Source organism: Streptomyces sp. SID13726, from assembly GCF_010548375.1.
Classification (GTDB): Bacteria; Actinomycetota; Actinomycetes; order Streptomycetales; family Streptomycetaceae; genus Streptomyces.
Window position 1 is genome coordinate 240,526 of record NZ_JAAGLY010000002.1, and the last position, 24,067, is coordinate 264,592.

The 24,067-nt window shown below is 71.7% G+C and carries 23 protein-coding genes and 1 pseudogene; 11 read left to right on the forward strand and 13 right to left on the reverse strand.

The annotated features are described in order from the left end of the window. Nucleotides 1–210: 210 nt before the first annotated feature. The 4 genes from G3I78_RS05130 to G3I78_RS05145 are packed head-to-tail and all read right to left on the reverse strand — an operon-like array spanning nt 211 to nt 4,204. A complete protein-coding gene (locus G3I78_RS05130) occupies nt 211–984 on the reverse strand; it encodes an SDR family oxidoreductase (RefSeq protein WP_343243651.1) in 774 nt (257 codons plus the stop codon). Beyond that, nucleotides 969–2,270, reverse strand: coding sequence for a histidinol dehydrogenase (gene hisD / locus G3I78_RS05135; RefSeq protein WP_164421577.1), 1,302 nt, complete (start codon nt 2,268–2,270; stop codon nt 969–971). Before hisD ends, G3I78_RS05130 begins: the two co-directional genes overlap by 16 nt. 27 nt (nt 2,271–2,297) lie before the next feature. Further along, nucleotides 2,298–3,233, reverse strand: coding sequence for a VOC family protein (locus G3I78_RS05140; protein WP_164421578.1), 936 nt, complete (start codon nt 3,231–3,233; stop codon nt 2,298–2,300). Beyond that, nucleotides 3,230–4,204, reverse strand: a complete 975-nt coding sequence (locus G3I78_RS05145; protein ID WP_164421579.1) for a fumarylacetoacetate hydrolase family protein — start codon at nt 4,202–4,204, stop codon at nt 3,230–3,232. The genes G3I78_RS05140 and G3I78_RS05145 overlap by 4 nt, the downstream gene beginning before the upstream one ends. 241 nt (nt 4,205–4,445) lie before the next feature. On the opposite strand from G3I78_RS05145, the gene G3I78_RS53110 reads away from it, so the two are divergent. The 8 genes from G3I78_RS53110 to G3I78_RS05185 all read left to right on the forward strand — a co-directional run bounded on the left by G3I78_RS53110 (nt 4,446) and on the right by G3I78_RS05185 (nt 12,125). After that, nucleotides 4,446–4,751, forward strand: a complete 306-nt coding sequence (locus G3I78_RS53110) for an antibiotic biosynthesis monooxygenase (RefSeq protein WP_164421580.1) — start codon at nt 4,446–4,448, stop codon at nt 4,749–4,751. A 35-nt stretch (nt 4,752–4,786) separates the two neighbouring features. Then, on the forward strand, nt 4,787–5,911 hold the full coding sequence (locus G3I78_RS05155) for an FAD-dependent monooxygenase (protein ID WP_164421581.1): 1,125 nt from the start codon (nt 4,787–4,789) through the stop codon (nt 5,909–5,911). After that, a complete protein-coding gene (locus tag G3I78_RS05160) occupies nt 5,908–6,912 on the forward strand; it encodes an amidohydrolase family protein (RefSeq protein WP_164421582.1) in 1,005 nt (334 codons plus the stop codon). The genes G3I78_RS05155 and G3I78_RS05160 overlap by 4 nt, the downstream gene beginning before the upstream one ends. Beyond that, nucleotides 6,909–7,877 carry a cyclase family protein gene (locus G3I78_RS05165; protein ID WP_164421583.1) on the forward strand — a complete coding sequence of 323 codons (969 nt, stop codon included), beginning with the start codon at nt 6,909–6,911 and terminating at the stop codon, nt 7,875–7,877. Before G3I78_RS05160 ends, G3I78_RS05165 begins: the two co-directional genes overlap by 4 nt. A gap of 11 nt (nt 7,878–7,888) precedes the next feature. Beyond that, nucleotides 7,889–9,241: an FAD-binding oxidoreductase gene (locus G3I78_RS05170; RefSeq protein ID WP_343243652.1), complete on the forward strand. Its 1,353-nt coding sequence runs from the start codon at nt 7,889–7,891 to the stop codon at nt 9,239–9,241. Between the two features lie 3 nt (nt 9,242–9,244). After that, on the forward strand, nt 9,245–10,195 hold the full coding sequence (locus G3I78_RS05175; RefSeq protein WP_164421585.1) for a fumarylacetoacetate hydrolase family protein: 951 nt from the start codon (nt 9,245–9,247) through the stop codon (nt 10,193–10,195). A gap of 152 nt (nt 10,196–10,347) precedes the next feature. Beyond that, nucleotides 10,348–11,319, forward strand: a complete 972-nt coding sequence (locus G3I78_RS05180) for a LysR family transcriptional regulator (protein ID WP_164421586.1) — start codon at nt 10,348–10,350, stop codon at nt 11,317–11,319. A gap of 38 nt (nt 11,320–11,357) precedes the next feature. Then, nucleotides 11,358–12,125 carry an SDR family oxidoreductase gene (locus G3I78_RS05185; protein ID WP_164421587.1) on the forward strand — a complete coding sequence of 256 codons (768 nt, stop codon included), beginning with the start codon at nt 11,358–11,360 and terminating at the stop codon, nt 12,123–12,125. On the opposite strand, the gene G3I78_RS05190 is transcribed toward G3I78_RS05185, so the two are convergent. From G3I78_RS05190 to G3I78_RS05220, 7 genes are all read right to left on the reverse strand, one after another. After that, nucleotides 12,103–12,672, reverse strand: coding sequence for a hypothetical protein (locus tag G3I78_RS05190; protein ID WP_239157631.1), 570 nt, complete (start codon nt 12,670–12,672; stop codon nt 12,103–12,105). The two genes, G3I78_RS05185 and G3I78_RS05190, sit on opposite strands and share 23 nt — an antisense overlap. A 154-nt stretch (nt 12,673–12,826) precedes the next feature. Continuing rightward, on the reverse strand, nt 12,827–14,056 hold the full coding sequence (locus G3I78_RS05195) for an RNA polymerase sigma factor (RefSeq protein ID WP_164422103.1): 1,230 nt from the start codon (nt 14,054–14,056) through the stop codon (nt 12,827–12,829). Continuing rightward, nucleotides 14,053–14,394, reverse strand: a complete 342-nt coding sequence (locus G3I78_RS05200) for a YciI family protein (protein WP_164421588.1) — start codon at nt 14,392–14,394, stop codon at nt 14,053–14,055. The genes G3I78_RS05195 and G3I78_RS05200 overlap by 4 nt, the downstream gene beginning before the upstream one ends. Further along, on the reverse strand, nt 14,391–15,053 hold the full coding sequence (locus G3I78_RS05205; protein ID WP_164421589.1) for a YciI family protein: 663 nt from the start codon (nt 15,051–15,053) through the stop codon (nt 14,391–14,393). The genes G3I78_RS05200 and G3I78_RS05205 overlap by 4 nt, the downstream gene beginning before the upstream one ends. A gap of 126 nt (nt 15,054–15,179) precedes the next feature. After that, nucleotides 15,180–16,697 carry an MFS transporter gene (locus G3I78_RS05210; protein WP_164421590.1) on the reverse strand — a complete coding sequence of 506 codons (1,518 nt, stop codon included), beginning with the start codon at nt 16,695–16,697 and terminating at the stop codon, nt 15,180–15,182. Continuing rightward, a complete protein-coding gene (locus tag G3I78_RS05215) occupies nt 16,694–17,110 on the reverse strand; it encodes a VOC family protein (protein ID WP_164421591.1) in 417 nt (138 codons plus the stop codon). Before G3I78_RS05215 ends, G3I78_RS05210 begins: the two co-directional genes overlap by 4 nt. 1 nt (nt 17,111) lies before the next feature. Beyond that, on the reverse strand, nt 17,112–17,882 hold the full coding sequence (locus G3I78_RS05220) for an SDR family NAD(P)-dependent oxidoreductase (RefSeq protein ID WP_164421592.1): 771 nt from the start codon (nt 17,880–17,882) through the stop codon (nt 17,112–17,114). A 157-nt stretch (nt 17,883–18,039) separates the two neighbouring features. Between G3I78_RS05220 and G3I78_RS05225 the strand changes: the two genes are divergently transcribed. The 3 genes and pseudogenes from G3I78_RS05225 to G3I78_RS05235 all read left to right on the forward strand — a co-directional run. After that, nucleotides 18,040–18,867, forward strand: coding sequence for a class I SAM-dependent methyltransferase (locus tag G3I78_RS05225; RefSeq protein ID WP_164421593.1), 828 nt, complete (start codon nt 18,040–18,042; stop codon nt 18,865–18,867). Between the two features lie 82 nt (nt 18,868–18,949). Next, the gene (gene rho, locus G3I78_RS05230; protein WP_203614385.1) at nt 18,950–20,230 is read left to right on the forward strand and encodes a transcription termination factor Rho; all 1,281 of its coding nucleotides are present in this window, start codon (nt 18,950–18,952) and stop codon (nt 20,228–20,230) included. A gap of 85 nt (nt 20,231–20,315) precedes the next feature. Further along, nucleotides 20,316–21,200 (forward strand): annotated as a pseudogene (locus G3I78_RS05235) (serine hydrolase); the annotation flags it as partial. A gap of 35 nt (nt 21,201–21,235) precedes the next feature. Here G3I78_RS05235 and G3I78_RS51705 read toward each other — a convergent pair. Together G3I78_RS51705 and mptB are read right to left on the reverse strand one after the other, a co-directional pair. Next, nucleotides 21,236–22,591, reverse strand: a complete 1,356-nt coding sequence (locus G3I78_RS51705) for a glycosyltransferase 87 family protein (RefSeq protein WP_164421596.1) — start codon at nt 22,589–22,591, stop codon at nt 21,236–21,238. Further along, nucleotides 22,588–23,991 carry a polyprenol phosphomannose-dependent alpha 1,6 mannosyltransferase MptB gene (gene mptB, locus G3I78_RS05245; protein ID WP_164421597.1) on the reverse strand — a complete coding sequence of 468 codons (1,404 nt, stop codon included), beginning with the start codon at nt 23,989–23,991 and terminating at the stop codon, nt 22,588–22,590. The genes G3I78_RS51705 and mptB overlap by 4 nt, the downstream gene beginning before the upstream one ends. Between the last annotated feature and the right edge of the window lie 76 nt (nt 23,992–24,067).

A 24,067-nucleotide genomic window follows, 5' to 3' on the forward strand; every position in this document is an offset into this window, starting at 1 on the left:
AAGCACCTGAGGTGCGCACGACGGAGTGAAGCAGCCCTGGAGAGCAGGGAACAGGCGGTTCACACACGCATGCCGGAACCCGATGCCAGAGATCGGGCGGCCTGTTCCATGGCGGTCACACAGAGTGGTCACAGGGGGTGGGCGGGCGCACGCACGACGGCGAGGCGGGCGGCTGTCACGCCGTCCACCTCGCCGTTCCTCCACCGCTGTCTACGCCGGTGCGACCATCCCCGCCGACAGATCGATGTCCGCCCCGCACAGGCCCGGCATCGCGAGCATCGCCACCAGGGCCCGCGCCACCTCGTCCTCCTCGACGAGCCGGCCGAGCGCGGCGCGGGACGCGAAGTCGCGTTCGGCCTCCTCGACCGTGCAGCCGGTCAGTTCGGCGGTGAGCCGGAAGTTGCGGTCCATGCGGGGGCCCCTGACCGGGCCCGGGGAAAGGGAGTTGACCGCGACTCCCCGCGGGCCGACCTCGCCGGCGAGCGTCCGGGTGAGACCGAGCAGCGCCATCTTGGAGGCGGTGTAGGGGGTGCGGTGCAGCAGCGGGCGCTTGCCGCTCACCGAGGCCACGTTGACGACGTCTCCCCGGCCGGCGGCGATCATCCGCGGGAGGAAGGCACGGGACATCAGGTAGACGCCTCGGACGTTGACCGCGAACACGTCGTCCCACTCGTCGGGTTCGATGTCGACGAGAGGGCGCACCGGACCGGCGACACCCGCGTTGTTGACGAGCAACGACACGTCCTCGTCGGCGAGTTCGAGAGCGAGCCGCCGTACGGAGTCGGGGTCGGAGACATCGCACACGGCCGTCCGGGCGTCGCAGCCCACCTGTTCCGCCGACTCCTTCAGGGCCTGTTCCCCGCGCCCGGTGAGGATCACCCGGGCGCCCTCGGCGGCGAGGGCCAGGGCGAACGCGCGGCCCAGCGGCCCTCCCCCGCCGGTGACCAGTGCGGTACGGCCGGACAGGCTCACGCGGTGTTCCACGGCAGCTCGTCGCCGGCGGCCTTCGCTGCCCGTACGTCACCGGAGCGCGCGTGTCCCTCGAACAGTTCGACGCGGGACGCGCGTCCGCAGAGCCGGCCGAGCAGGGCCTGCGAGTCGGTGTCGGTGACCTCCTGGTAGGTGACCGTCCTGAGGTACTTCCCCACCCAGAGGCCGCCGGTGTAGCGGGCGGCACCACGTGTGGGCAGCACATGGTTGGTGCCGATGACCTTGTCGCCGAAGGACACACAGGTGCCCTCGCCGAGGAAGAGGGCTCCGTACTGGGTCATCCTGTCGAGGGCGAGTCGCGGTTCGGCGGTCAGCACCTCCACGTGTTCGAAGGCGAACTCGTCGGCCAGCGCGTACAGCTCGTCGAGGGTGTCGACGACGTGCACCTGACCGTGGTCGCGCCACGCGGGCTCGGCGTAGTCGCGGGTCGGCATGCCGGGCAGGATGCGTTCGACCTCGGCGATCGTCCTCTCGGCGACCTCGCGGGAGGTGGTGATGAGGACGGCCGGGGAGTCGGGGCCGTGCTCGGCCTGGGAGAGCAGGTCGACCGCGCAGACGAACGGGTCTGCGTGCTCGTCGGCGAGGACGAGGATCTCGGTCGGTCCGGCGAAGAGGTCGATGCCGATCTCCCCGAACAACTGCCGCTTGGCTTCGGCGACATACGCGTTGCCCGGTCCGGCGATCAGGTTCACCGGCTCCATGCCGTCCGTGCCGACCGCCATCGCGGCGACCGCCTGGACCCCGCCGAGCAGCCAGATCTCGTCGGCGCCCGCGAGGTGCATGGCGGCGACGGTGGCGGCCGGGATCTCGCCGCGGATGGGCGGCGTACAGGCGACGACCCTCGGCACGCCCGCGACCTTGGCGGTGACGATGGTCATGTGGGCGGAGGCGGTGAGCGGATAGCGGCCGCCGGGGATGTACGCGCCGGCCGCCTGCACGGGGAGGTGCTTCTGACCGAGCCGTACGCCCGGCAGGGTCTCCACCTCAAACTCCCCCAGGGAGTCCAGCTGGTGACGGGCGAAGGCGCGGACCTGCTCCTGGACGAAGCGGATGTCGGCGATGACCTGTTCGGGCACCGAGGCGACGATCCTCTCGACCTCCTCCTCGCCGAGCCGGAAGGATTCGGGGCTCCAGTCGTCGAACTTCTCGGAGTACGCGCGCACGGCCGCGTCGCCGCGTTCGCGGATGTCGGCGATGACGCCGGCGACGGTCTCGCGCACCTGGCCGAGGGAGGCGGTGACCTCGGACCTGGGTACGGCGTGCTTCAGGATCTCTGCCACAACTACGGCCTTTCTACTCAGGGTTGCTCAGACGGGCGGCGCTTCGAAGAGCACGTCGGGGTCGTTGAACTGCTCCTTGGCGACCGACTCGCTCATCGGGTCGGCGGTGCCCCACTGGTCCTGGGTGATCGGCTCGTCCACGTCGTGGCGGCCCGGGTGCCACAGGTCCTCTTCGAGGACGGCGAGTTCGGTGGTGTACTCGACGGTGTTGCCGTGCGGGTCGTGGAAGTACGAGAAGGTGTTGTCGCCCGCGAGATGCCGTCCCGGCCCCCAGGTGAGCCGGGTCCCGGCCCGCAGCGCCCGCCCGGTGCCGCGCATGTACTCCTCGACCCCGCGCATCTCGAACGAGGCGTGGTGCAGGGAGACATGGGGCCCGCGCGCGATGGCGAAGGAGTGGTGCAGGGGGCTGCACCGCAGGAAGTACATGAGGTCGCCCATGTGTGTCGAGTACAGGGTGTCGGTGAGCCGGAAGCCCAGGTGCTCGACGTAGAAGTCCCGCAGGCTCTCCGGGTCCTGGGAGTTGATCACGCAGTGCGAGAGTCGCACGGGGACGGCCTCGCGCTCCTCGATCCTGCGGTGGGCGCGGGTGGCGACATCGGCGGAGACCTCGACGACCCTGCCGTCGGGGTCGAAGAAGCGCAGCCCGTAGCCGCCGCCGGGCGTGTCCAACAGCCTTGGTTCGTGCACGAGTTGAATACCGGCGCGACCGAGTCGTACGGCCAGCTCGTCGACGGCTGCCGGGGAGACGGCACCGAAGGCCACCAGGTCCATCCGCTTGCGCTCGTCCTTCCTGATCCGCACGATGTACTGCTCCGGGCTGCCCTCGGCGGCGAAGAAGGCCAGCCCGCTGTCGTTCGCGATCTCGGTCAGGCCCCAGGTGGTGCCGAAGAAGGCGCGCTGGCGCTCGAAGTCCGGTACGGCGAGGTCGACATGGCGCAGATGGGTGATGGGCTGGAAGCTCATGAGTGGCTCCTGACGGTGTTGCGCTGGTGACCGAGGCCGGTGATCCCGGCCTCGACGACGTCGCCGGGCTTCAGGAAGACACCCCAGTGCGCTCCGTTGCCGGCCGGGGAGCCGGTGAGCAGGAGGTCGCCGGGGCGCAGGGTGGTGGTCGTGGAGACGTACGCGATGAGCCGCGGGATGCCGAAGATCATGTCCTTGGTGGACTCGTCCTGGCGGACGACTCCGTTGTGGCGCAGGGTGATCCGCAGGTCGTCCGGGTCCCCGACGAAGGCGGCCGGGACGAGGAAGGGGCCGGTCGGCAGGAAGGTGTCGGCGTTCTTGGCGGTGAACCAGTCGGTGCCGATGGCCTTCAGGTCCGGCCGGTAGAGGCGGTCACGGGTCGTGAGGTCGTTGCAGATCGTGTAGGCCGCCACGTGGTCGAGGGCCTCCTCGACGGCGATGTTCCTGCCCGGCTTCCCGATGACGAGGGCGAGTTCGAGCTCCCAGTCGTGCTGTTCGCCGAGCTCCGGGAGCACGATGTCGTCGTAGGGGCCGCACATCGCGCGCGGCGAGCCGAGGAAGACGTACGGCACACCGCTGCGGATCCGCTCGTCCATCATCCGCTCGGCGTCGGCGCGGGCCTCCTCGGGGGTGGCGCCGTGCACGCTCTCCTTCTCGGCTGCGACCAGATCGACCACGTGCTTGCGGTAGTTGGCGCCGCTCTGGAGGATCTGGCCCGGCTCGACCGGGATCAGCACGCGCAGGCCGGCCAGGTCGTGCCAGGTGCCCTCGACGGCCGGGACGGACTCGGCGAGCTCGTGGAGCCGGGGCAGCCAGGTGTCCCAGTCCTCGACGAGGGCACGCACGGACGTCACCCGGTCGGACAGGTCGAGCACACGGGCGCCGGTGACCAGGCCTGGGAAGGCGCCTGAGCCGGCGTCGAAGGTGCCGAGCGCGAAGGGCCCGGCGTGGGCAGGGAGTGGATCGGGCACGGGCGGCTCTCCTCAAGGGGATGCGGGGCTCGCCCTCGACGCTAGGCATCCCGGCGGGGCGGCGGAAATGGCCGTTCGCGATGCCTGCCATCACCGTGCCGCACAGCCCCTGAACTGCGCCTGCATCGCCGTACGGGATGCATGGCGTCCCCCTTGCCGATGCCTCGATCCGTTGACCCCGCACGGGCCGCCGCCCAGGCTCGGAGCCACCCCCGCCCCCGGAGAGAACGAGGAGAACGCCGTGGTGGTCGAGCATGCCCAGCTGACGGTCGAGGAGGGCCGGGAAGCGGCATTCGAGGAGGTCTTCGGCAAGGCGCGCAAGGTGCTCGCGGAGGCCGACGGGTTCCGCTGGGCCGAGCTGCTGCGCTGCGCGGAGCGGCCCTCGGTGTTCCTGCTGCTGGTCGGCTGGGAGTCGGTCGAGGCGCACACGGTCGGCTTCCGGGAGTCCGAGCGGTTCGCACGCTGGCGGGCCCTGGTCGGACCGTTCTTCGCCGAGCCGCCGGCCGTCGAGCACTACCACGAGCTCGGCGCACGCTTCTCCGGCTGAACCCCGCTGTCTTTCTACGTTCGCAAGGATCGCCCATGCCCGTTGAAAAGGTGCTCGTCGTCGGTGGCGGCATCACCGGAAGCGTGTTGTGCCTGGCGCTCGCCCAGCGCGGTGTCGAGGTGGAACTCGTCGAGATCTCGCCCCAGTGGTTCGGTGTGGGCCACGGCATCACCCTCCAGGGCAACGCGCTCAAGGCGCTGCGCTCGGTGGGGGTGCTGGACCGGGTGCTGGCCCGGGCGGTGCCGTTCGACATCATGCGGCTGCGCCATGCCGACGGCGGTCTGATCGCCGAGCTGGAGACCCCGCACACCGGTGGCGCCGACCTGCCGTCCACGGCGGGCGCACTGCGCTCGGACCTCCTGAACGCGCTCTGCGACGCGGTGCGCGCACACGGTGTCACGGTCCGCCTCGGGCTGAGCGTCGAGCGCCTCACCCAGTCCCCCGGCCATGTCGACGTGGTCTTCACCGACGGCTCCACGGGCCGCTACGACCTGATGGTCGGCGCCGACGGCATCAACTCGGCGATGCGCGCGCTCATCGGGATCACGGCGCGGCCCCGCCCGGTCGGCATGTCGATCTTCCGGGTGGTGGCCGACCGCCCCGCGGAGATGGACTGCGCGGAGGTGTACTACGGCGGCCCGCGCTTCAAGGCCGGCTACAGCCCGATCTCCCCCGACCAGTGCTACGCCTACCTCCTGGACGAGAACCTCGACACCTCCCTGATCGGCCCGCGCTGCTCGCTGCCGCTGCTGCGTGAGCGGGGCGCCGGGTACGGGGGCACCTGGGGGAACATCGTCGCCTCGCTGCCCGACGACACGGCGGTCGACTACCGCTGGATCGAGTCCGTCCAGCTCGACGAGGTGTGGCACCGGGGCCGGGCCGTGGTCATCGGCGACGCGGCGCACGCCTGCCCGCCGCTGATCGCGCAGGGTGCGGCCATGTGCCTGGAGGACGCCGTGCTCCTCGCCGAACTGGTCTGCGGCGACGGTCCGTTGGACCGGTCCCTCGACCACTTCATGTCCCGTCGGCAGCCCCGCGTCCGGATGGTGCTGGAGAACTCCCTGCGCCTCGCCGAGTGGGAGATCCACCCCGGCACGCCCGGCGCCGACCCCGCCCGGATCATGTCGGAGACGCTCGCCTCGCTGACGGCGGCCGCGTGAGCACCCCGGTCGTCGACTTCCACGGCCATCTCGCCGTACCGGCCGCCGACGCGCTGGTCGCGGGCACACCGGGTCTCGCCGCCGAACTGGCGGCCGAGCAGCGCGCCCACTCACCGGAGTCACTGGCCGCCAACAGGGCCCAACTGCACAGGCTCGCCGACAAGTTGACGAGTGTCACCGAGCGCCTGGCCGACCTGGACGCGATGGGGGTCGACCTCCAGGTGGTCGGCCCGATGCCGATGCACCACTACTGGGCGGACGCGGACCTCGCCGTACGCCTCACCCGCACGGTCAACCAGGCGGTGGCCGCGCACTGCGCCCGCGCTCCCGAGCGGCTGTACGGGCTGGGCACCGTCCCGCTCCAGCACCCGGACCTCGCGGTCGCCCTGCTGGACCGGGCGGTCACCGAACTCGGCCTGTACGGGATCAGCGTCTCGACGACCGTCGACGGGCGCGAGCTGGCCGACCCCGCGCACGACGAAGTCTGGGGCAGGGCCGAGGAGTTGGGCGCGGTCGTCTTCGTCCACCCCTGGGGCTGCTCGCTCGGCGGACGGCTCGCCGCCCGCTACCTGGGCAACACCGTGGGCCAGCCGGTCGAGACGACCGTCGCCCTGTCCCACCTCATCTTCACCGGGGTCCTCGACCGCTTCCCGCGCCTGAAGCTGGTCGTCGCGCACGGCGGTGGCTACCTGCCGACGTACGTCGGACGCTCCGACCACGCCTGGCGGGTGCGGGAGGACGCGCGGGGCTGTGCCGAGCCGCCCAGCGCCTATCTGCGGCGGATGTGGTTCGACTCGCTGGTGTACACACCGCGGGCCCTGCGCCATCTGGTCGAGGAGGTGGGCGCGGACCGGGTCGTACTGGGCACCGACCACCCCTTCGACATGGGTGTCGACGACCCGGTGGCCCGGCTGGACGCCGCCGGGCTGGCCCCGGCCGACCGTGCCGCCGTCGCCGGGGGCAACGCCCTCGACCTGCTCCTGAAAGGACGTACCTCATGACCCTGGGTCCGATCGAGGAAGAGCTCGCCAAGGCCCGCTCCGCGTACCGCAATTGGGGTCGCTGGGGCGAGGACGACGTGCTGGGCACCCTCAACTTCATCGACGACGCGATCCGCGCGCACGCGGCCGGACTGGTCCGGCGGGGGCGGTCCTTCTCCCTCTCCCAGGAGTTCAACGAGTCGGGCCCGCAGCGCGGATTCCGCGGCCGGATCAACCCGGTGCACTACATGAAGGACACCGGTTCGGACGCGGCCGCCGGCACCCAGGGCTTCCCGCACGGCTTCGGCGGCGCGGACGACCATGTCGTGATGCCGTTGCAGGCCTCGACGCAGTGGGACGGGCTGGGCCACATCTACGACAACAAGCGGGCCTGGAACGGCCGTCCGTGCACGATCGTCAACGGCGACGGCGACTCCGTGACCGGCATCGAGCACATGCGGGACGCGTTCACGGGCCGAGGTGTCCTCCTCGACGTCGGCCGGGCGGTCGGCGACGAACACGGTGAACTCCCGGACGGCTTCCCCGTCCTGGAGGAACATCTGCGGGCCACCGTCGAGGCACAGGGCGCCACCTCGACCGTCCGCCGCGGCGACCTCGTCCTGCTGCGCACCGGACAGCTGGGCCGGGTACGGCGGTTGGGCGAGTGGGGCGGCTACGCGGCCGGGGACGCGCCCGGCCTGTCGTTCACCACGCTCGGCTGGCTGCACCGCACGGAGATCGCGGCGATCGCCTCCGACACCTGGGGGCTGGAGGTGCGCCCCTACGAGTTCGCCGATCCGGCGATGTCCCCGCTGCACCAGATCGCGATCCCCAACATGGGCCTGCCGCTGGGTGAGATGTGGGACCTGGAGGCGCTCGCCGAGGACTGCGCGGCGGACGGTGTCTACGAGTTCCTGCTGGTGGCCGCGCCGCTGCCGGTGACCGGAGCGGTCGGCGCGCCCGTCAACCCGATCGCGGTGAAGTAGTGGGGGACCATGTGAGCACTCTGCTTCTCCCCGGCGACGAGGGCTTCGAGGAGGCGTGCCTCGGCCGGGTCTTCAACGCCCGGCGCCCCACGGACCGGCTCCCGGCCGCCGTCCTTCTGGCCCGCACCGAACAGGACGTCGTCGAGGGCGTACGGCTCGCCCTGGAGCGCGGCTGGCAGGTCGCCGTCCGCTCCGGCGGGCACAGCTGGGCCGCCTGGTCGGTGCGCGAGGACGCGCTGCTGATCGACCTCGGGGACTTCCGCGAGATGGCGTACGACCCGCAGACCGGGATCGTGACGGCGACGCCCAGCGTGCGGGGCGGCGACGAACTCAATCCGTATCTCGCCGAGTTCGGCCGGTTCTTCAACGGCGGGCACTGTCCCTCGGTCGGGATCGGCGGCTTCCTGCTCCAGGGCGGGCAGGGCTGGAACGCGCGCGGCTGGGGGTGGGCGGCGGAGAACATCGTGGCGCTCGATCTCGTCACCGCCGAGGGCGAGTCGGTGCGCGCGGACGAGACGCGCAACAGCGACCTGTTCTGGGCGGCGCGGGGCGCTGGCCCGGGCTTCTTCGGTGTGGTGACCCGCTTCCATCTGCGCACCCGGCCGCTCCCGAGGCATCTCGGGCACACTGTGCACGCCTATCCGCTGGACCTGTTCGACGAGGTCATGACCTGGCTGCACGGCATGCACCACACGGTGTCCGACCTGGTGGAGATCGTCGCGCTCACACAGACCCCGCCCGATCGCGACGAACCGGTGCTGCTGGTCACGGGCGTGTCGATGACGGACACCCCGGAGGAGGCGGCCGAGGCCCTGGCGCCGCTGCACGCCAATCCGTACGCGGACCGGGCCCTGTTCCGTGTCGAGGCCCAACCCACCACGTTCGCGGAGCAGTTGGCCGGTCAGCGCATCGCCAACCCGGAAGGCCATCGCTATCTGGTCGACAACGCCTGGCTGACCGGACCTGCCGAGGAGGTCGTCCCGGCGATCCGTGAGGCGTTCACCGAGCACCCCACCCGGCAGACCTTCACGATCTGGTTCTCCATGGCCCCGCTGCGCCGACTCCCGGACATGGCCTTCTCGTTGCAGTCCGAGATCTACTGCGCCACCTACGTCGTCCACGACGATCCCTCTCGGGACGGCGAGCTGCGCGCCTGGCTCGACCGGGCGATGGCCGCGATGCGGCCGGTCACCGCGGGCCAGTACCTGGGCGACTCCGACTTCACCGTACGGCAGTTGCGGTTCATGGGCGACGAGCAGTGGCGGCGGCTCCAGGAGATCCGTGCCACCCGCGACCCGAAGGGCCTGTTCGCGGGCTATCTGAGCGCCGGGACCGTGACCAACACCAACCACTGGGAGCAGTGAGCCATGCGTGTCGCGACGTACGAGCACGAGGGCGTGGAGCGCGCCGGGGTCGTCCTGGACGGAGTGATCCACCCGCTCCCCCAGCCGGTCCTGGCCCTGGTCGAGCAGGAGGCCCTCCACTCCGCGGGCGCCGAAGCCCTGGGCGAGCCCAGCGAGTTGACGGTGGATCAGGTCAGGCTGCTGCCCCCGCTCAAGCCGCCCTCCATCCGTGACTTCGTCGGCTTCGAGGCACACATCGAGGGGGTCTCGAAGTCCCTGGACGGGCTGGAGCACGTGCCCGAGGAGTGGTACCGGGCACCCAACTTCTACTTCACCAACCCGCACGCGGCCTACGGCGCCCATGACGACGTCCCGGTGCCGGCGGGCTGCTCGGTGCTGGACTTCGAGCTGGAGGTCGGTGCGGTGATCGGCCTCGCCGGCCGGGACCTCACCCCTGAGCGGGCGCGCGAGCACATCGTCGGGTACCTGGTCTTCAACGACTGGTCGGCACGCGATCTCCAGAAGCCGGAGAAGAACCTGGGCCTCGGTTTCTCCAAAGGCAAGGACTTCGCCAACACGCTAGGCCCGTACCTGGTCACCGCGGACGAGGTGGAGGACCGGCGGGACGCGGACGGCTTCCTCGACCTGGAGATGACGGTCACCCTCAACGGTGAGCTGATCGGCCGGGACACCCTCGCCAACATGTCGTGGACCTTCGAGGAGATGACCGCCTACGCGAGCCGGGACGCCTGGGTGCGCCCCGGGGACGTCCTGGGCTCCGGCACCTGCGGCTGGGGCGCGCTGGCGGAGTTCTGGGGGCGGCTCGGCGCGCGCACGCCCCCGCCGCTCACACCGGGTGACCGGGTGACGCTCGCGGTGGAGCGGCTCGGGACCCTCTCCAACCAGGTGGTACCGGGCCGTACGGACGTGTATCTCCCCCGGGCGCGCAAGCGGGGCCGCACGCCACGGCCGTAGCGCCGCCGCCCCTTCTGACCTGCGTACATCCGGGGACCCGATGGCTCCTATCGGATCGCTGTGAGTTGTCCCCGGGGCTCTTCCTCGGCGGGAGACCCGTCGTTACGCTCCGGTTTCACCGAGCTTCAACGACGCGGCCGGAAGGAACACCCATGGGTCTCGGAGCGATCGACCTGAATCTTCTGGTGGCGCTGGAAGCCCTCCTGGAGGAGAAGAACGTCACCCACGCGGGCGTACGGCTGTCCACCAGCCAGTCCGCGATGAGCGGCTCGCTGGCTCGGCTGCGCCGGCACTTCAACGACGAGCTGCTGGTGCGGGTCGGCCGGGAGTACGAGCTGACCCCGCTCGCGGAACGGCTGCTGCCGGTGGTGCAGGCCTCGCTGCACAATGCGGAGGAGGCGCTGTCGCTGACCCGGCACTTCGATCCGGGCCGCAGCCGGCAGCGGTTCTCGGTGGTGATGTCCGACTACGTGATGACGGTGCTCGTGGAGCCGTTGCTGCGGGTCATCGCCGAGGAGGCGCCCGGGGTGCGGATCGACTTCCACCCCATCGTGGACGGTCAGCTGGAGAACGAGACGCATCTGCGCTGCCACGACCTGATGATCGTGCCGCTGGGCTACCAGCTGCCGGGGGTGAGCGAGGCGGTGATGCACGACCGGTTCGTGTGCCTCGTCGACCCGGACAACCCGCGGGTGGTGGACGGGCGGCTCGGCCTGCGCGACCTGGCGGAGATGCCGCACGCGGCCTGCGCCATCGGCAAGAGCCACACGCCCGCCGAACGGCAGCTCGAAACCCTCGGCATCACGCCGAGGGTGCAGGTCAGCACACCCGGCTTCAGCGTCCTGCCGTTCCTGGTCAGCGGCACCGACCTGGTGGCGATGGTGCCCGAACGGCTCGCCCGTCGCTACGAGGGGTTCGCGCGCTGTGCCGTCGTACCGACGCCGTTCCCGGACGTGCCGCTGGTGGAGGCCATGTACTGGCACCACAACCGGCACGCCGACCCCGCCCACCGATGGCTGCGGGAGACCGTGCGGAAGGTCGGCAACTCGCTGAACCAGGAGATCGACGCCGTGGATGACAGCCATGAGGAACACGCGTTTCCGGAGCTGACCGTCGCTTCCTAGCGTGGACGGGAGACATCCCGAACCGCACTGGAGGAACCGTGAGCCGTACGCGTCTGGCGGGCCGTACCGTCGTCGTCACCGGGGCCGCGCAGGGTCAGGGAGCCGCCGAGGTGACGGCGGCGGCCCGGGAGGGCGCGGCGGTGATCGCGACCGACGTCCTCGACGAGCCCGGCGAGAAGCTGGCCGCGTCCCTGCGGGCGGACGGCCTGGACGTCCGCTACCGGCATCTGGACGTGTCGTCGCCGCAGGACTGGGCAGCGCTGGCCGGTGAGCTGGAGGTCGTGCACGGTCTCGTCAACAACGCGGGGATCCCGATGCGGGCCCGGCTCGGGGAGGTCGAACTCACCGACTGGAACCGGGCGTTCGCAGTGAACACGACGGGGGCCCTGCTGGGCATCCAGGCCCTGACACCGTTGATGCCGGTCGGTGCCTCGATCGTGAACGTCGGCTCCGTCGCCGGACTGACCGCTCATCACGCGGTGGCCTACACAGCCAGCAAGTGGGCCCTGCGCGGCCTGTCGAAGGTGGCGGCGCTGGAGCTGGCGCCCCGGGGCATCCGTACGAACGTCATCCACCCCGGCTACATCGAGACTCCGCTGATGGCGTCCGCGAATCCGGTGTTCGTGGGGGCGCATCTCGCGATGACGCCCCAGGGGCGAGCGGGGACCGTCGACGAGGTGGCGCCGTTGGTCGTGTATCTGCTGTCCGACGAGGCGTCGTATGTGAACGGGGCGGAGATCACCGTGGACGGGGGCTATGCCTCACATGGTGGGGTGAAGGCGATCACGAACGCACTCGACGGGTGAGATCGTGTGCGTCCGCGGGGCGGTGAGGCCCGGCCGCGCGGTTCCCCGCACTCCTGGAGGGGCGCGACCTCGCACCCAGCAGAACGATCGCGCAGCTCAGTCCGGTCACCGCGAGGACGGCACAGGCCGTGAACGCCGTCTGGTAGCCCGATGTCAGTGCGGTCAGGTCCGGTCCCGCGATGTGCGTGACGGTCGTTGACGTGGCTACGGCGACTCCGAAGGCCCGCCGATCCGGAAGGCCGCCGTCTGAATGCCGGAGGCGACCCCCGAGTCCTGCTCCCCCACACCGGACGCCCTGGCCGTACTGGGACAGCGTGTACGACGTGCCGAAGGCGGTGGCGCCGAATCCGCCGCTGCCGGACCAGAAGCCGAGCGCTTTGTTGCGGTCGGGGCCCTCCTCGAAGGTGTACAGGAGGATCGACAGCGCGGTGGGCGCCATGACGGCGGCCGAGACTCCCTGCACGGCACGGGCGGCGATCAACACCGCGGCCGTACCGGCGAATCCGCACAGGAGCGACGAGAGGCCGGACATCAGGGTGCCGGTCATGAAGACGCGGCGGCGGCCCGGTCGAGGATCACCATGAACCCGGCGACACAGAGCAGACAGAGGGCGTACCAGCGGCGGGAGTCGGTGGCGGTCATGGGGACCTCCGGAGTCTCGGGGTTGCTTCGGTGCCTTTCACCCCACCGACGAACGGCCCCTAGCCGGATCGACACTCCGCGAGCCGTTTCTCCAGGAAGTCCCGCTCGGCGTCGTTCTCCACCAGTTCGAGGGCCCGTTCGTACGCCCGGGCCGCCTCGGTCGTACGGCCGCTGCGGCGCAGCAGATCGGCGCGTGTGGCCGGAAGCAGGTGGTAGCCGTTCAGTTCGCCCTCCCGCTCCAGCTCCGCGACCAACTCGAGCCCGGCGTCGGCGCCTTGGGCCATGGCGACGGCGACCGCGCGGTTGAGCCGGACCACGGCCGAGGGCACGAGGCGGACCAACTCGCCGTACAGGGCGGCGATGTCGGCCCAGTCGGTGTCCTGGGCCGTGGCCGCCGTGGTGTGGCAGGCGGCGATGGCGGCCTGGATCTGGTACGGCCCGGGCCGGCCCCGGCGCAGCGCGGTCTCCAGCAGCGTGGCGCCCTCGTCGACCTCGTCGTGGTCCCAGGCCGTGCGGTCCTGGTCCTCCAGGGTCACCAGTTCGCCGTGCGCGTCCACGCGGGTCTCGCGGCGGGCGTCGTGCAGGAGGAGCAGCGCCAGCAGGCCGAGGGCCTCGGGCTCGTCCGGCATCAGGCGGGCGAGGACCCGGGCCAGCCGGACGGCCTCCGCGCACAGGTTCCGTCGTACGAGATCGGCGCCCGAGGTGGCCGCGTACCCCTCGTTGAAGAGGAGGTAGATCACGCCGAGGACGCCGGTCGTGCGCTCGGGGAGCAGATGCGCGGGAGGGACGCGGTAGGGGATGCCGGCGTTGCGGATCTTCTTCTTTGCGCGCACCAGGCGCTGGGCCATGGTCGCCTCGGGGACGAGGAAGGCGCGGGCGATCTCCGGTGTGGTCAGTCCGGCGAGGGTGCGCAGGGTCAGGGCGACGCGGGCCTCGATGTGCAGCGCGGGGTGGCAGCAGGTGAAGATCAGGCGCAGTCGGTCGTCCTGGACCCCGCTGTCGTCGTACGGCTCCTCGGGCGCCGTGAGCATCGCCGCCTCCTGTAGTTTCCGTGCTCCGACGGCCTCCCGGCGCAGTACGTCCATGGCCCGGTGGCGGGCGGTCGTGGTGAGCCAGGCGCCGGGGCGGCGCGGGACGCCGTCACGCCGCCATCGGTCGAGGGCCTGGGCGAAGGCATCCTGCGCGCACTCCTCGGCGAGGTCCCAGTCTCCGGTCACCCGGATCAGGGTGGCGACGACCTGGCCCCACTCCTCCCGGAAGGCGGCGGCGACGGCCTCCTCGGGGGTCACTCCCACACGGGCCGCACTTCCACCGAGCCGCCGGCGAGCGCCGCCGGGTGCCGGGACGCGAGGGAGATCGCCTCGTCGAGGTCGGCGACCTCGATGATGTCGATGCCCGCGATGTACTCCTTGGACTCGATGAACGGCCCGTCGGTGAGCAGCACCTCGTCGCCCTGGACGCGGACGGTGGTGGCGTCGGAGGCGGGGCGCAGCCGGGCGCCGCCCTTGACGACGTCCCGGCTGCGGACCTCGTCGATGTAGGAGGTGAAGCGGGGGTCGTCGGCGATCTCGGCGGGGCTGAGCTCCTCGCCGTCGACGGGGGTGCAGATCAGCAGGGCGTACTTCATGACGTGGCCTCCGTGACGTGCTCGTGGACGATCACCCAGCGCGGGCCGACGTTGCGGTAGCCGGTGGTGACACGCAGCAGCCGGCCGTCGGTGCGGACGAGGGCGTGGCCGAAGGCGATGCTCTCGTCGACGTGGACGCGGAACTCCAGGACCTCGCGGGTGACCGGACCGGTCTCGGCCCAGATCTTGCGGAGCGCCTCGACGCCCCGGTCCGCCCGGCCGTGCGCCACGACCTCCGCGTCCTGCGCGTAGCAGGCGAGCGCGCGCTCGACGTCCCCGGTGCCCGCCGCGGCCGTCAGTTCGGCGTCGAGGCGGCGGATCTCGCCCTCGGCGTCCTCGTCCTCCCAGAACGGGCGCACCTCCATGGCGCCGATGGTGGCGACGGGGTGCTTGGCGGCGGCCTCGACGGCCTCCTCCAGGCCGGCGCACTCCAGGATGTCGAACCCGGCGACGTACTCCTTGGTCTCCGCGAACGGCCCGTCGGTGCGCAGCACCTCACCCCCGCGCACCCGTACGGTGACCGCGTCGGCGGGCTGGGCGAGCCGGTGCCCGTGGAGTCGTACGCCGCGGTCGCCGAGTTCGTCGACCCAGGGTTCGACGGGTGCCATGCCCGAGGCGTCGGCGGTGTCGTCACCGCAGACGAGCAGCATGTACTTCATGGTTCCTCCCGGTCCTCATGAGCTTCCTACACCCACCCGACGAACGGGACCGACGCGAATCGACACCCGGCGCGCACAAAAAGTGAGGGGCCGGATGTCCGGCCCCTCGTCTCGGTTCTGCGTCCGTCAGGCGGCCGCAGGCTGCACCGCCGCCTCCGTGGCCGAGCGTGCCGCGTTCTTCCGCACCAGCAGCAGCGTCACCACCGCCCCGAGCAGCGAGGCGCAGCCGCAGATCACCACGCCGACCGCCATGCCGTGGGCGAGGGCGTCCTGGGCGGCGGCCCGGGCGCTGTCGCTGCCGGCGTTGACGACGGCGAGGGGTCCCGCCGCGGCCTCCATGCCCGCGTCGGCGCCGGAGAGCTTGCCGACGAGGGCGGAGGAGGCGAGGCTCATCGCGACCGTGCTGATGACGGCCGGTCCGAGGCCCTGGCCGAACTCGCGGACCAGGCTGGTCGCGCCGGAGGCCATGCCGGTCATGTGGAGCGGTACGGCGTTGACGGCGGCGGAGGTCAGCGAGGACACCACGCAGATGAAGCCGACGCCGAGCAGCAGCACCGGGCCGATGAACGCGGCGAGGGACGTGGTGGTGATGGGCAGGGCGGCGATCCAGAACTGACCGGCGGCCATCGGCAGCAGCCCGCCGACCAGCAGCCAGCGCGGCTCCACCCGGGTCAGCATCCTGCTCAGCACCGGGGCGAGCAGGAGCGGGATCAGCTGGAGGATCACGAACGGCATTCCGGCCCTGAGCGCGCTGAGGTGCATGACGGCGCCGAGGCGGATCGAGACGCAGTACGCGGTGCCGATGAAGCCGAACATGCCGGCCAGGGCGACCACGGCCGCCGCCGCGAAGGACGGGATCCTCAGCAGGTCGAGGTTGAACATCGGCGAGGCGGCGCGCTTCTCGGCGACGACGAAGGAGACCAGGGCGACCGCGGCGAGGGACAGGGCGCCGACGATCGCCAGGCTGCTCCAGCCGCGCTCGCCGCCCTCGATGATGCCCCAGAGCAGGGCGGTGAGACCGACGGCGATGGTGATCTGGCCGGGCCAGTCCAGGGTGCGGCCCTCGGGTGCCTTGGAGTCGGTGACCAGGGCCATGCTGGCGAAGCCGACGACGAGACCGAGGATCACCGGCGGTACGAACGCCCAGCGGAAGTCGGCGACCGTGGCGAGGACGCCGGAGGACAGCGGGCCCAGGGCGGAGGCGAGGGAGATGCTCAGCGCCCAGGTGGAGACGGCCTTGGCGCGGTCCTTCTCGTCCGGGGTGGCGGCGGCGATCACGGCGAGGGAGCTGGGGAAGAGCGCGGCGGCACCGATGCCCGCGAGGGCCTGGCCGATCCACAGCATCTCGATGTTCTGGGAGAGCGCGTTGACCAGTTCACCGAGGGCGAGGACGAATCCGCCGAGCACCAGGAGGCGTTTGCGCCCGAAGAGGTCGCCGACCACGCCGAAATTCAGCTCGAGAATCGCGGTGGGCAGAATGAACGCGGAAGTCACCCAGGCGACCTGGGACCCTGAGGCACCGAATGCGGCCTGTATTTCGCCGTTGATGGGCGAGGGCACGGTAATGCACAGCTGCGCGGCGGCAACGGCCAGACAGCAGGCTATGAGTGTTCCCCTGTCGAGTCTTTTCAGCACGCTTGTCATTCCGTACTCCGTCGCTCTATGAGTTCGATGAGATTTCCCTCGGGGTCGGTGACCCAGGCCATGCGCACTCCGGGCTCGGGGGACGGTCCCGGTGCTACGGCCTCGCCCGCTCCGTGGGCCACGAGGGCCGTGTGGACGGGGTCGAGTTCAGGTGTGGTGACCGCGAAGTGGCCGTATCCCTCGGTGAGGGCGGCGGTGATCGGGTCGGGGGCCCTGAGGCCCGGTGCGGAGTCGGGGCGGGCGAGCAGTTCGAGGCGCCAGCCGTCCGGATGCTCCAGGACGACGCCCCGCAGTCCGGGGCCCTCGACCTGGAACTCGAATACGGCCTTCAGCCCGAACGCCCTCTGGTACCAGGCGGTTTGGGCGTCGAGGTCGCGTACGTTGACGCCCACGTGGTCGAGTCGGACGTTCACGTCAGCCCGCCATCGCGCTGTCGCCGCCGTCGACCATGAGGTCGGCGCCGTTGACGAAGGCCGCCTCGTCGGAGCAGAGAAAGGCGGCGGCCCGTGCGATGTCCTCGGGTTGGCCGACCCGGCCGACCGGGATGCGGGCCTCCAACTGGGCCTTGGGGCCTGCGGGATCGTCGAGGAAGGGGGCGGTGGCCGAGGTGCGGGTCATGCCGGGGGCGATGGTGTTGACGCGGATGCGGTGCGGGGCACCGGCCGCGCACAGGTGCTTGCTCATCGCCAACACCCCTCCCTTGGCGGCCCCGTGGGGGACCATCGGCATGAAGGGGGCGCCGCGTACGGCGGCCACGGAGGCGACGTTCAGGACCGCCCCGCCGCCGCGGGCGATCAGGTGCGGCCAGGCGGCCTGGGTGCAGAAGTAGGGGATGTCCAGTTCGTTCCTGATGGTGAAGTACCAGTCCTCGGCGGGCATGGTCTCGAACGGGCCGTTCCGCAGCGCGGAGGCGTTGTTGTAGAGGATGTCGATCCCGTCGAAGGACGCGATGCCGGCCTCGATCCATTCGCGCGCCCCGGCCTCGGTGGACAGGTCGACGGGGGCCAGGGACCGCATGACTCCCCCGGCCTTCTCGACGAGTTCCACGGTTTCCGCCGCACTGTCCTCGTCGATGTCGCAGCCGAATACGAGTGCGCCCTCGGCAGCGAATACCTGGGCCGCGGCCCGGCCTATTCCGGCTCCTGTTCCACTGATGAAGGCGATTTTCCCGGCGAGTCGGCCCATGTTGGCGAAGTCCCTTGTCCCATGCCGCCCTGGTGCGGTGTTGGCAGCGTAGGGAGGGCCTTTCGCCGGAACAAGAAATGCGTCACCGAAACGCCATCGGGGGTTCGTATGGCTGGTATGCGGCGCGTCGCGGCCCGGTTCGCGGTTGGATGGCCCTATGACGTCCGACGAGCACGCGCGGCTGATGCGGGTCAACCAGGCCAACTGGGACGCCCGTACCCCCGTTCACCTCGCCAGCCGCTTCTACGGCCTCGACCAGGACCTCGACCCCGAGCGCTGGTTCGCCGCGTCCGAGTGGGCGGACCTCGGCGACCTCGCCGGCCGTGACGTGCTCCATCTCCAGTGCCACCTCGGCACCGAGACGGTCGCCCTGGCCCGCCGCGGGGCCCGTGCGGTGGGACTCGATTTCTCGGAGGCCTCCGTCGCGGCCGCTCGGGAGATCGCGGCGAAGGCCGACGCGGACGTGGAGTACGTGCGGGCGAACGTGTACGACGCCGTGGAGGCCCTGGGCGGGCGGCGGTTCGACGTCGTGTACACCGGCAAGGGCGCGCTGTGCTACCTGCCGGATCTGCCGCGGTGGGCGGGCGTGGTGGCCGAACTCCTCCGCCCCGGCGGCCTGTTGTACATCGTGGAGTTCCATCCCCTGCTCAACTCCCTCGGTCCCAAGCCCGCACCGGGAGAGGGTCCTGAACTGGTGCTGCGCCACGACTACCTGGGCGGGGACGGTCCCGTGCACCGGGACGCGACCCGCACCTACACCGACGGCCCGGCCGTCGAGGGCGCGACCACCAGCTACGAGTGGATGCACGGAATAGGAGAGGTCATCGGCGCGTTGACGGGGGCAGGACTCCACATCCGGAGCCTGCGGGAGAGCGACGAGCTGCCGTGGCCGCGCTGGCCGCAGATGGTGCGTACGGCGTCCGGCTGGTGGCGGCTTCCCGAGCCGCGGATCCCCCTGCTGTACGGACTCCTCGCCATGCACTGAGTCGCCGTGGTACCGTCCAGTTAGCACTTGTGTACGCCCGTTTCGGGGCGCCGGTGCCAGTTCTCTCTCACCTCGCCGGTCGATGCACCGGCTTCTCCTCAGCACCGCACAGGTCCTGTGGGTGCTGTTCTCCGCCGCACGAAGGCGTCGTCCGCCTTCCCTCTCGCGGCTTCCCCCCTTCCTTCCGCATGTCCCATGCCTTCCGTCCTCGAAAGGACAGACCACCATGACCACCACTCTCGAAACCCCCACAGCCCAGCAGCAGCCTCCGGTCCGGGCCGTCACCGGCGTCCTCGACATCGACGCGAGCGGGAAGGGCCACCTTCGCGCCGCGAGCCTGCTGCCCTCCCCCTCCGACCTCCAGGTCTCCCCCGCGCTGATCCGCCGGTTCGGCCTGCGCAAGGGCGACGTCGTCGACGGGGTGCGCGGCACCCAGCGCGCGCTCACCGAGGTCGCCCTGGTCAACGGCCGTACGCCCGACAAGGGCCGCCGCCACTTCCACGACCTCACCCCGCTGCACCCCAGGGAGCGCGTCCGTCTCGAACACCCGGCCGCCGGGCTGACCGGACGGGTCGCCGACCTGATCGCCCCCGTCGGCAAGGGCCAGCGCGGGCTGATCGTGGCTCCGCCCAAGACCGGCAAGACCGTGCTGCTCCAGCAGATCGCGGCCGCCGTCGCAGGCAACCACCCCGAGTGCCACCTGATGGTGGTGCTGCTCGACGAACGTCCGGAGGAGGTCACCGACATGCGGCGCTCCGTGCGCGGCGAGGTGTACGCCTCCACGTTCGACCGCACGCCCAGGCAGCACATCGCGCTCGCCGAGCTGGTGATCGAGCGGGCCAAGCGGCTCGTCGAGGCCGGCGAGGACGTCGTGATCCTGCTCGACTCGCTGACCCGGCTGTGCCGGGCCCACAACAACGCGGCCACCGGCAACGGCCGCACCCTCAGCGGTGGCGTCGACGCGACCGCGCTGATCGGGCCGAAGAGGTTCTTCGGTGCCGCCCGGCTCGCCGAGGAGGGCGGCTCGCTGACCATCCTGGCCACCGCCCTGGTGGAGACCGGCTCGCGCGCCGACGACTTCTACTTCGAGGAGCTCAAGAGCACCGGCAACATGGAGCTCCGCCTGGACCGCGAACTCGCCTCCCGGCGGGTCTTCCCGGCCGTCGCCATCAACCCCTCCGGCACCCGTCGCGAGGAACTCCTGCTCCCCGCGGCCGAGTTGGCGACCGTGCACGGTCTGCGCCGGGCGCTCCAGACCCGGGACGGCCAGGCCAGCCTGGAGACCCTCCTGGAGCGGATGCGCGAGACCCCGGACAACGCGACCTTCCTGCGTCGCATCCAGCCCACGCTGCCCACCGGCTGAGCCAGGCTCCCCCGTCCGGGTGCTCACGGGCTCCGCACGGCCCGGGCAGCGCGGTGTACGGCCGGTCCATTCCTAGCTTTGCGGTATGACTATCGGATTTCCCTCCCGGGTTGCCGTCTCGACTTGTGCGCTGTGCGTGTCGGGACTGCTGGTCCTCGCCCCCGCCGCGGCGGCCGCGCACACGGGCTCCGACCCCGGCTCACCTGGCGGAACACGGGCCGCGACCGCGTCTCCCGCCCTGCTGTACCGCCCAGGCACCCAGGTCCACCCGCACCGGGGCGCACCCCGGGTCCCGGACGTGTCCGCGCTGTCGTGGGTGGTGGCCGACGCCCGCAGCGGGGAGGTCCTGGCCGCGCACGACGCCCACCGCAAGCTGCCCCCGGCCAGCACGCTCAAGACCCTGTTCGCCCTGACCGTGCTGCCGGTACTGCCCGGCGGCCTCCGGCACCGGGTCGGGGCGAACGAGCTGGCGGACGTCGGCCCCGGCAGCAGCCTGGTCGGGGTCGCCGAGGGGCGGACCTACCGGGTCTCCGACCTGTGGCGCGGGGTCTTCCTCAACTCCGGGAACGACGCCGTGCACGTCCTGGCCCGGCTCAGCGGCGGCTGGCGCTCGACGGCCGGCCGGATGCAGGCCAAGGCCCGGGCCCTGGGCGCCCGCGACACCCACGTCCGCTCCCCCGACGGGTACGACACCCCGGGCCAGGTCTCGTCGGCGTACGACCTCGCGGTCTTCGGCCGGGCGGGGCTGCGCAACCCGGACTTCGCGCGGTACTGCGGCACGGCCGAGGCGAAGTTCCCCGGCCGGGGCGGATGGTCGTACGGAATCCAGAACACCAACCGGCTGCTGACCGGTGCCGACGGCGTGGCGCGCTACGACGGGCTGATCGGGATCAAGAACGGCTACACCAGCCATGCCGGCAACACCCTCGTCGCCGCCGCCCACCGGGGTCACCGGACGCTCGTCGTCACGGTGATGAACCCTCAGGCGGGCGGCGGCTTCGCCGTCTACGAGGAGGCGCGCGAACTGCTCGACTGGGGCTTCGGGGCGGCCGGCCGGGTGGATCCGGTGGGCTCGCTGGACGCGCTGCGGGCGAAGCCCAGGCCGGGTCCCGAGCCCGTTCCGGTCGCGGCGGCCGTCTCGCCGGACGACGCGGGGCCCGGCTGGCTGGAGACGTGGGCCATCCTGGGCGCCGCCGGGATCGGCGCGGGCTCGATGGCGCTGGCGCTGCGCTCCCGGTTCGGGGCCTCGGCACGCGGCTGACCCACCGGCAGCCACAGCAGCAGGCCGAGCGTGATCCAGGTGTAGACGTTGCTGCCGAGGAAGCCGTCGATGCCGGAGGCGTCGTCGAACCACAGCCACACCACACTGGTGCAGAGCACGGCGTACAGGGCGCCCGCGATCCGCGGGCGCCCCGCGCGCACCAGGACCACGAAGGACGGCAGCAGCCACACCAGGTGGTGCACCCAGGTGATGGGGCTGACCAGACAGGCGGTCAGTCCGGTGAGCGCGAACGCGGCCGCCCAGTTCCCGGCCGTCACGGCCCGCCGGGCACGGACCGCCCACACGCCCAGGGTCAGCAGCACGGCCACCGCCCAGACGGCGCGGTCGGTCTCGCCGAGCCGCGCCAGGATGCCCTGGAGCGACTGGTTGGAGACGTAGTCCAGGCGGCCCACCCTGGTCGTGTCCCACAGGGCGTCGGTCCAGTAGAAGCGTGACGCGTCCGGGGCCACGAGCGCCGCGAACCCCGTCGCCGCGACGGCCACCACCGTGGCGACCGCCGCAGCACGCCAGCGCCGGGCGACCAGCAGCAGGCCGATGAACAGGGCCGGGGTGAGCTTCACCGCAGCGGCCAGACCGATACCGATCCCCGCCCAGCGCTCCCGGCCGGTGGCGAGCAGCCACCCGTCGACCAGGACGAGGGCCAGCAGCAGGAGGTTCACCTGGCCGAAGCTGAAGGTGTCGCGCAGCGGCTCGAACAGCGCGAGCGCGCAGGCGCCCAGGGCGCAGCCGTACCAGCCGTGGCGCCGCCAGGACCGGCCGGTGAGCAGGCGCACCACCACGGCCAGGGCCGCCAGGTTGAGCAGCAGGCACACGACGATCGCGGTGCGCAGGTCGAGCAGGGCCATCGGCAGCATGGCGACGGCGGCGAACGGCGGGTAGGTGAAGCCGTACGTCGTCCCCGGCACCTGGTAGTCGTAGAGCCGTCCGCCGTGGTGGATCCAGGTGTCGACGGCCCCGTGGTAGACGCGCAGGTCGAACCAGTCGCGCAGCAGCGGCACGGTCGCCGTGAACACCGTGACGGCGGCGGCGACCGCGAGGACCAGCAGCAGCCGGCCGCGATCCGTGGTCGGCGTCCTCATGCCGTGTGTCCTGTCGCCGGGGCCTGGGCCGTCTGGAGGGCCTGCACGAGCACGACCAGGGCGAGTACGCCGCCGGAGACAGCGAGGACGAGCTGTCCGGTGTCGGCCGGTCCGCCGCTCGGCAGGGTGGCGAGCGCGAGCACGCCGGTCACGGCGGCCACCCGGTGCCGTACCGAGGCGCTGGGCGCGGCGGCCGCTATCAGGAACAGTCCCCACAGGGCGTACCAGGGGCGGATCGCCGGACCGAGGGCGGCGACGGTGGCGAGGCTCAGCCCGAGGGCGTACACCGGGCGCGGGCGAAGGCGCAGCCATATGTAGCCGATCACGGTGACGGCGGTCACCACACCGAAGGCGTGCCAGGCCGGGACGGCCAGCGGTGCCAGGTCGCTGCCGAGCCGTTCCAGCAGGGCTCCGGTGGCCCGGCCGAGGAGGCTGGTCAGGGCCCAGTTGCCCGAGGAAACCGGGGTGTTGAGGGCACCTATCCAGCCGTAGCCGGTGCCCGCGACGGCCGTCGCCGCGACGGTGGTGGCCGCCGCCGACGCCACGGCCGTCAGGACGGCCCGCGCCGGATGGTCACCGGCTCTGATCCTCAGTACGACTATGGCGGCGAGCCCGAGCGCGGCGGGCGCCTTGACCAGGGCGGCCAGCGTCACGAGTACGGCGCCCAGGATCGGCCACCTGCCCAGCGCGGCGACCAGTCCGAGGCCGAGGAGGCCCAGCATCACGGCGTCGTTGTGGGCGCCCGCGACCAGGTGGAGCAGCACAAGCGGGTTGAGGGCGCCGAGCCAGAGCGCGGCGGCCGGGTCGGCTCCGCTCTGCCGGGCGAGACGGGGCAGGACCGCCGCCATGAGACCCACCCCGAGCAGGGCGACGAGCCGCATGCCGAGCAGGCCGACGGGGAGTTCGCCGCGCGACGCCTTGGCCAGCGCGGAGGCCACGCCCAGGAACACGGGGCCGTACGGGGCGGCCGTGTTGCGCCACATGGGGGCGACCTCGTCCGCGAGGGGGCCGCCGAGGAGGGCGGGACCGTGGGTGTAGACGTCCATGTGGGCGTCGGCCATGGCGCCCTGGGCGAGGTAGCTGTAGACGTCCCGGCTGAACAGGGGCGGGGCGAGCAGCAGGGGGATCGACCAGATGACGAGGACGGCCATGAGTTCGCGCGTGCCGGGCCGTCTCTCGGGGTCGCGCACCAGGCGGCCGAGGAGGAGCCAGGCCGCGATCAGGAGGACGACGCCGAAGTAGGCACCGACCAGGCCCAGGGCCGCCTGGGGCGAGGCCGGGGTGAGGAGTTGGCGTACGGGGAGGGCTCCTGCGGTCTCACCCCCTGCGGCGAGGAACGCGGTGCCGACCAGACCGAGGATCTGGCAGCGGCGGAGATCGACGGGAATGTTGGCCAACACGTCAGCAGCGTGTCAGTTTTGGGTGGCTGGAAAGCGACGCGGTGGCGACCGGGGTGTGACCGGTGCGTGGTCGGGC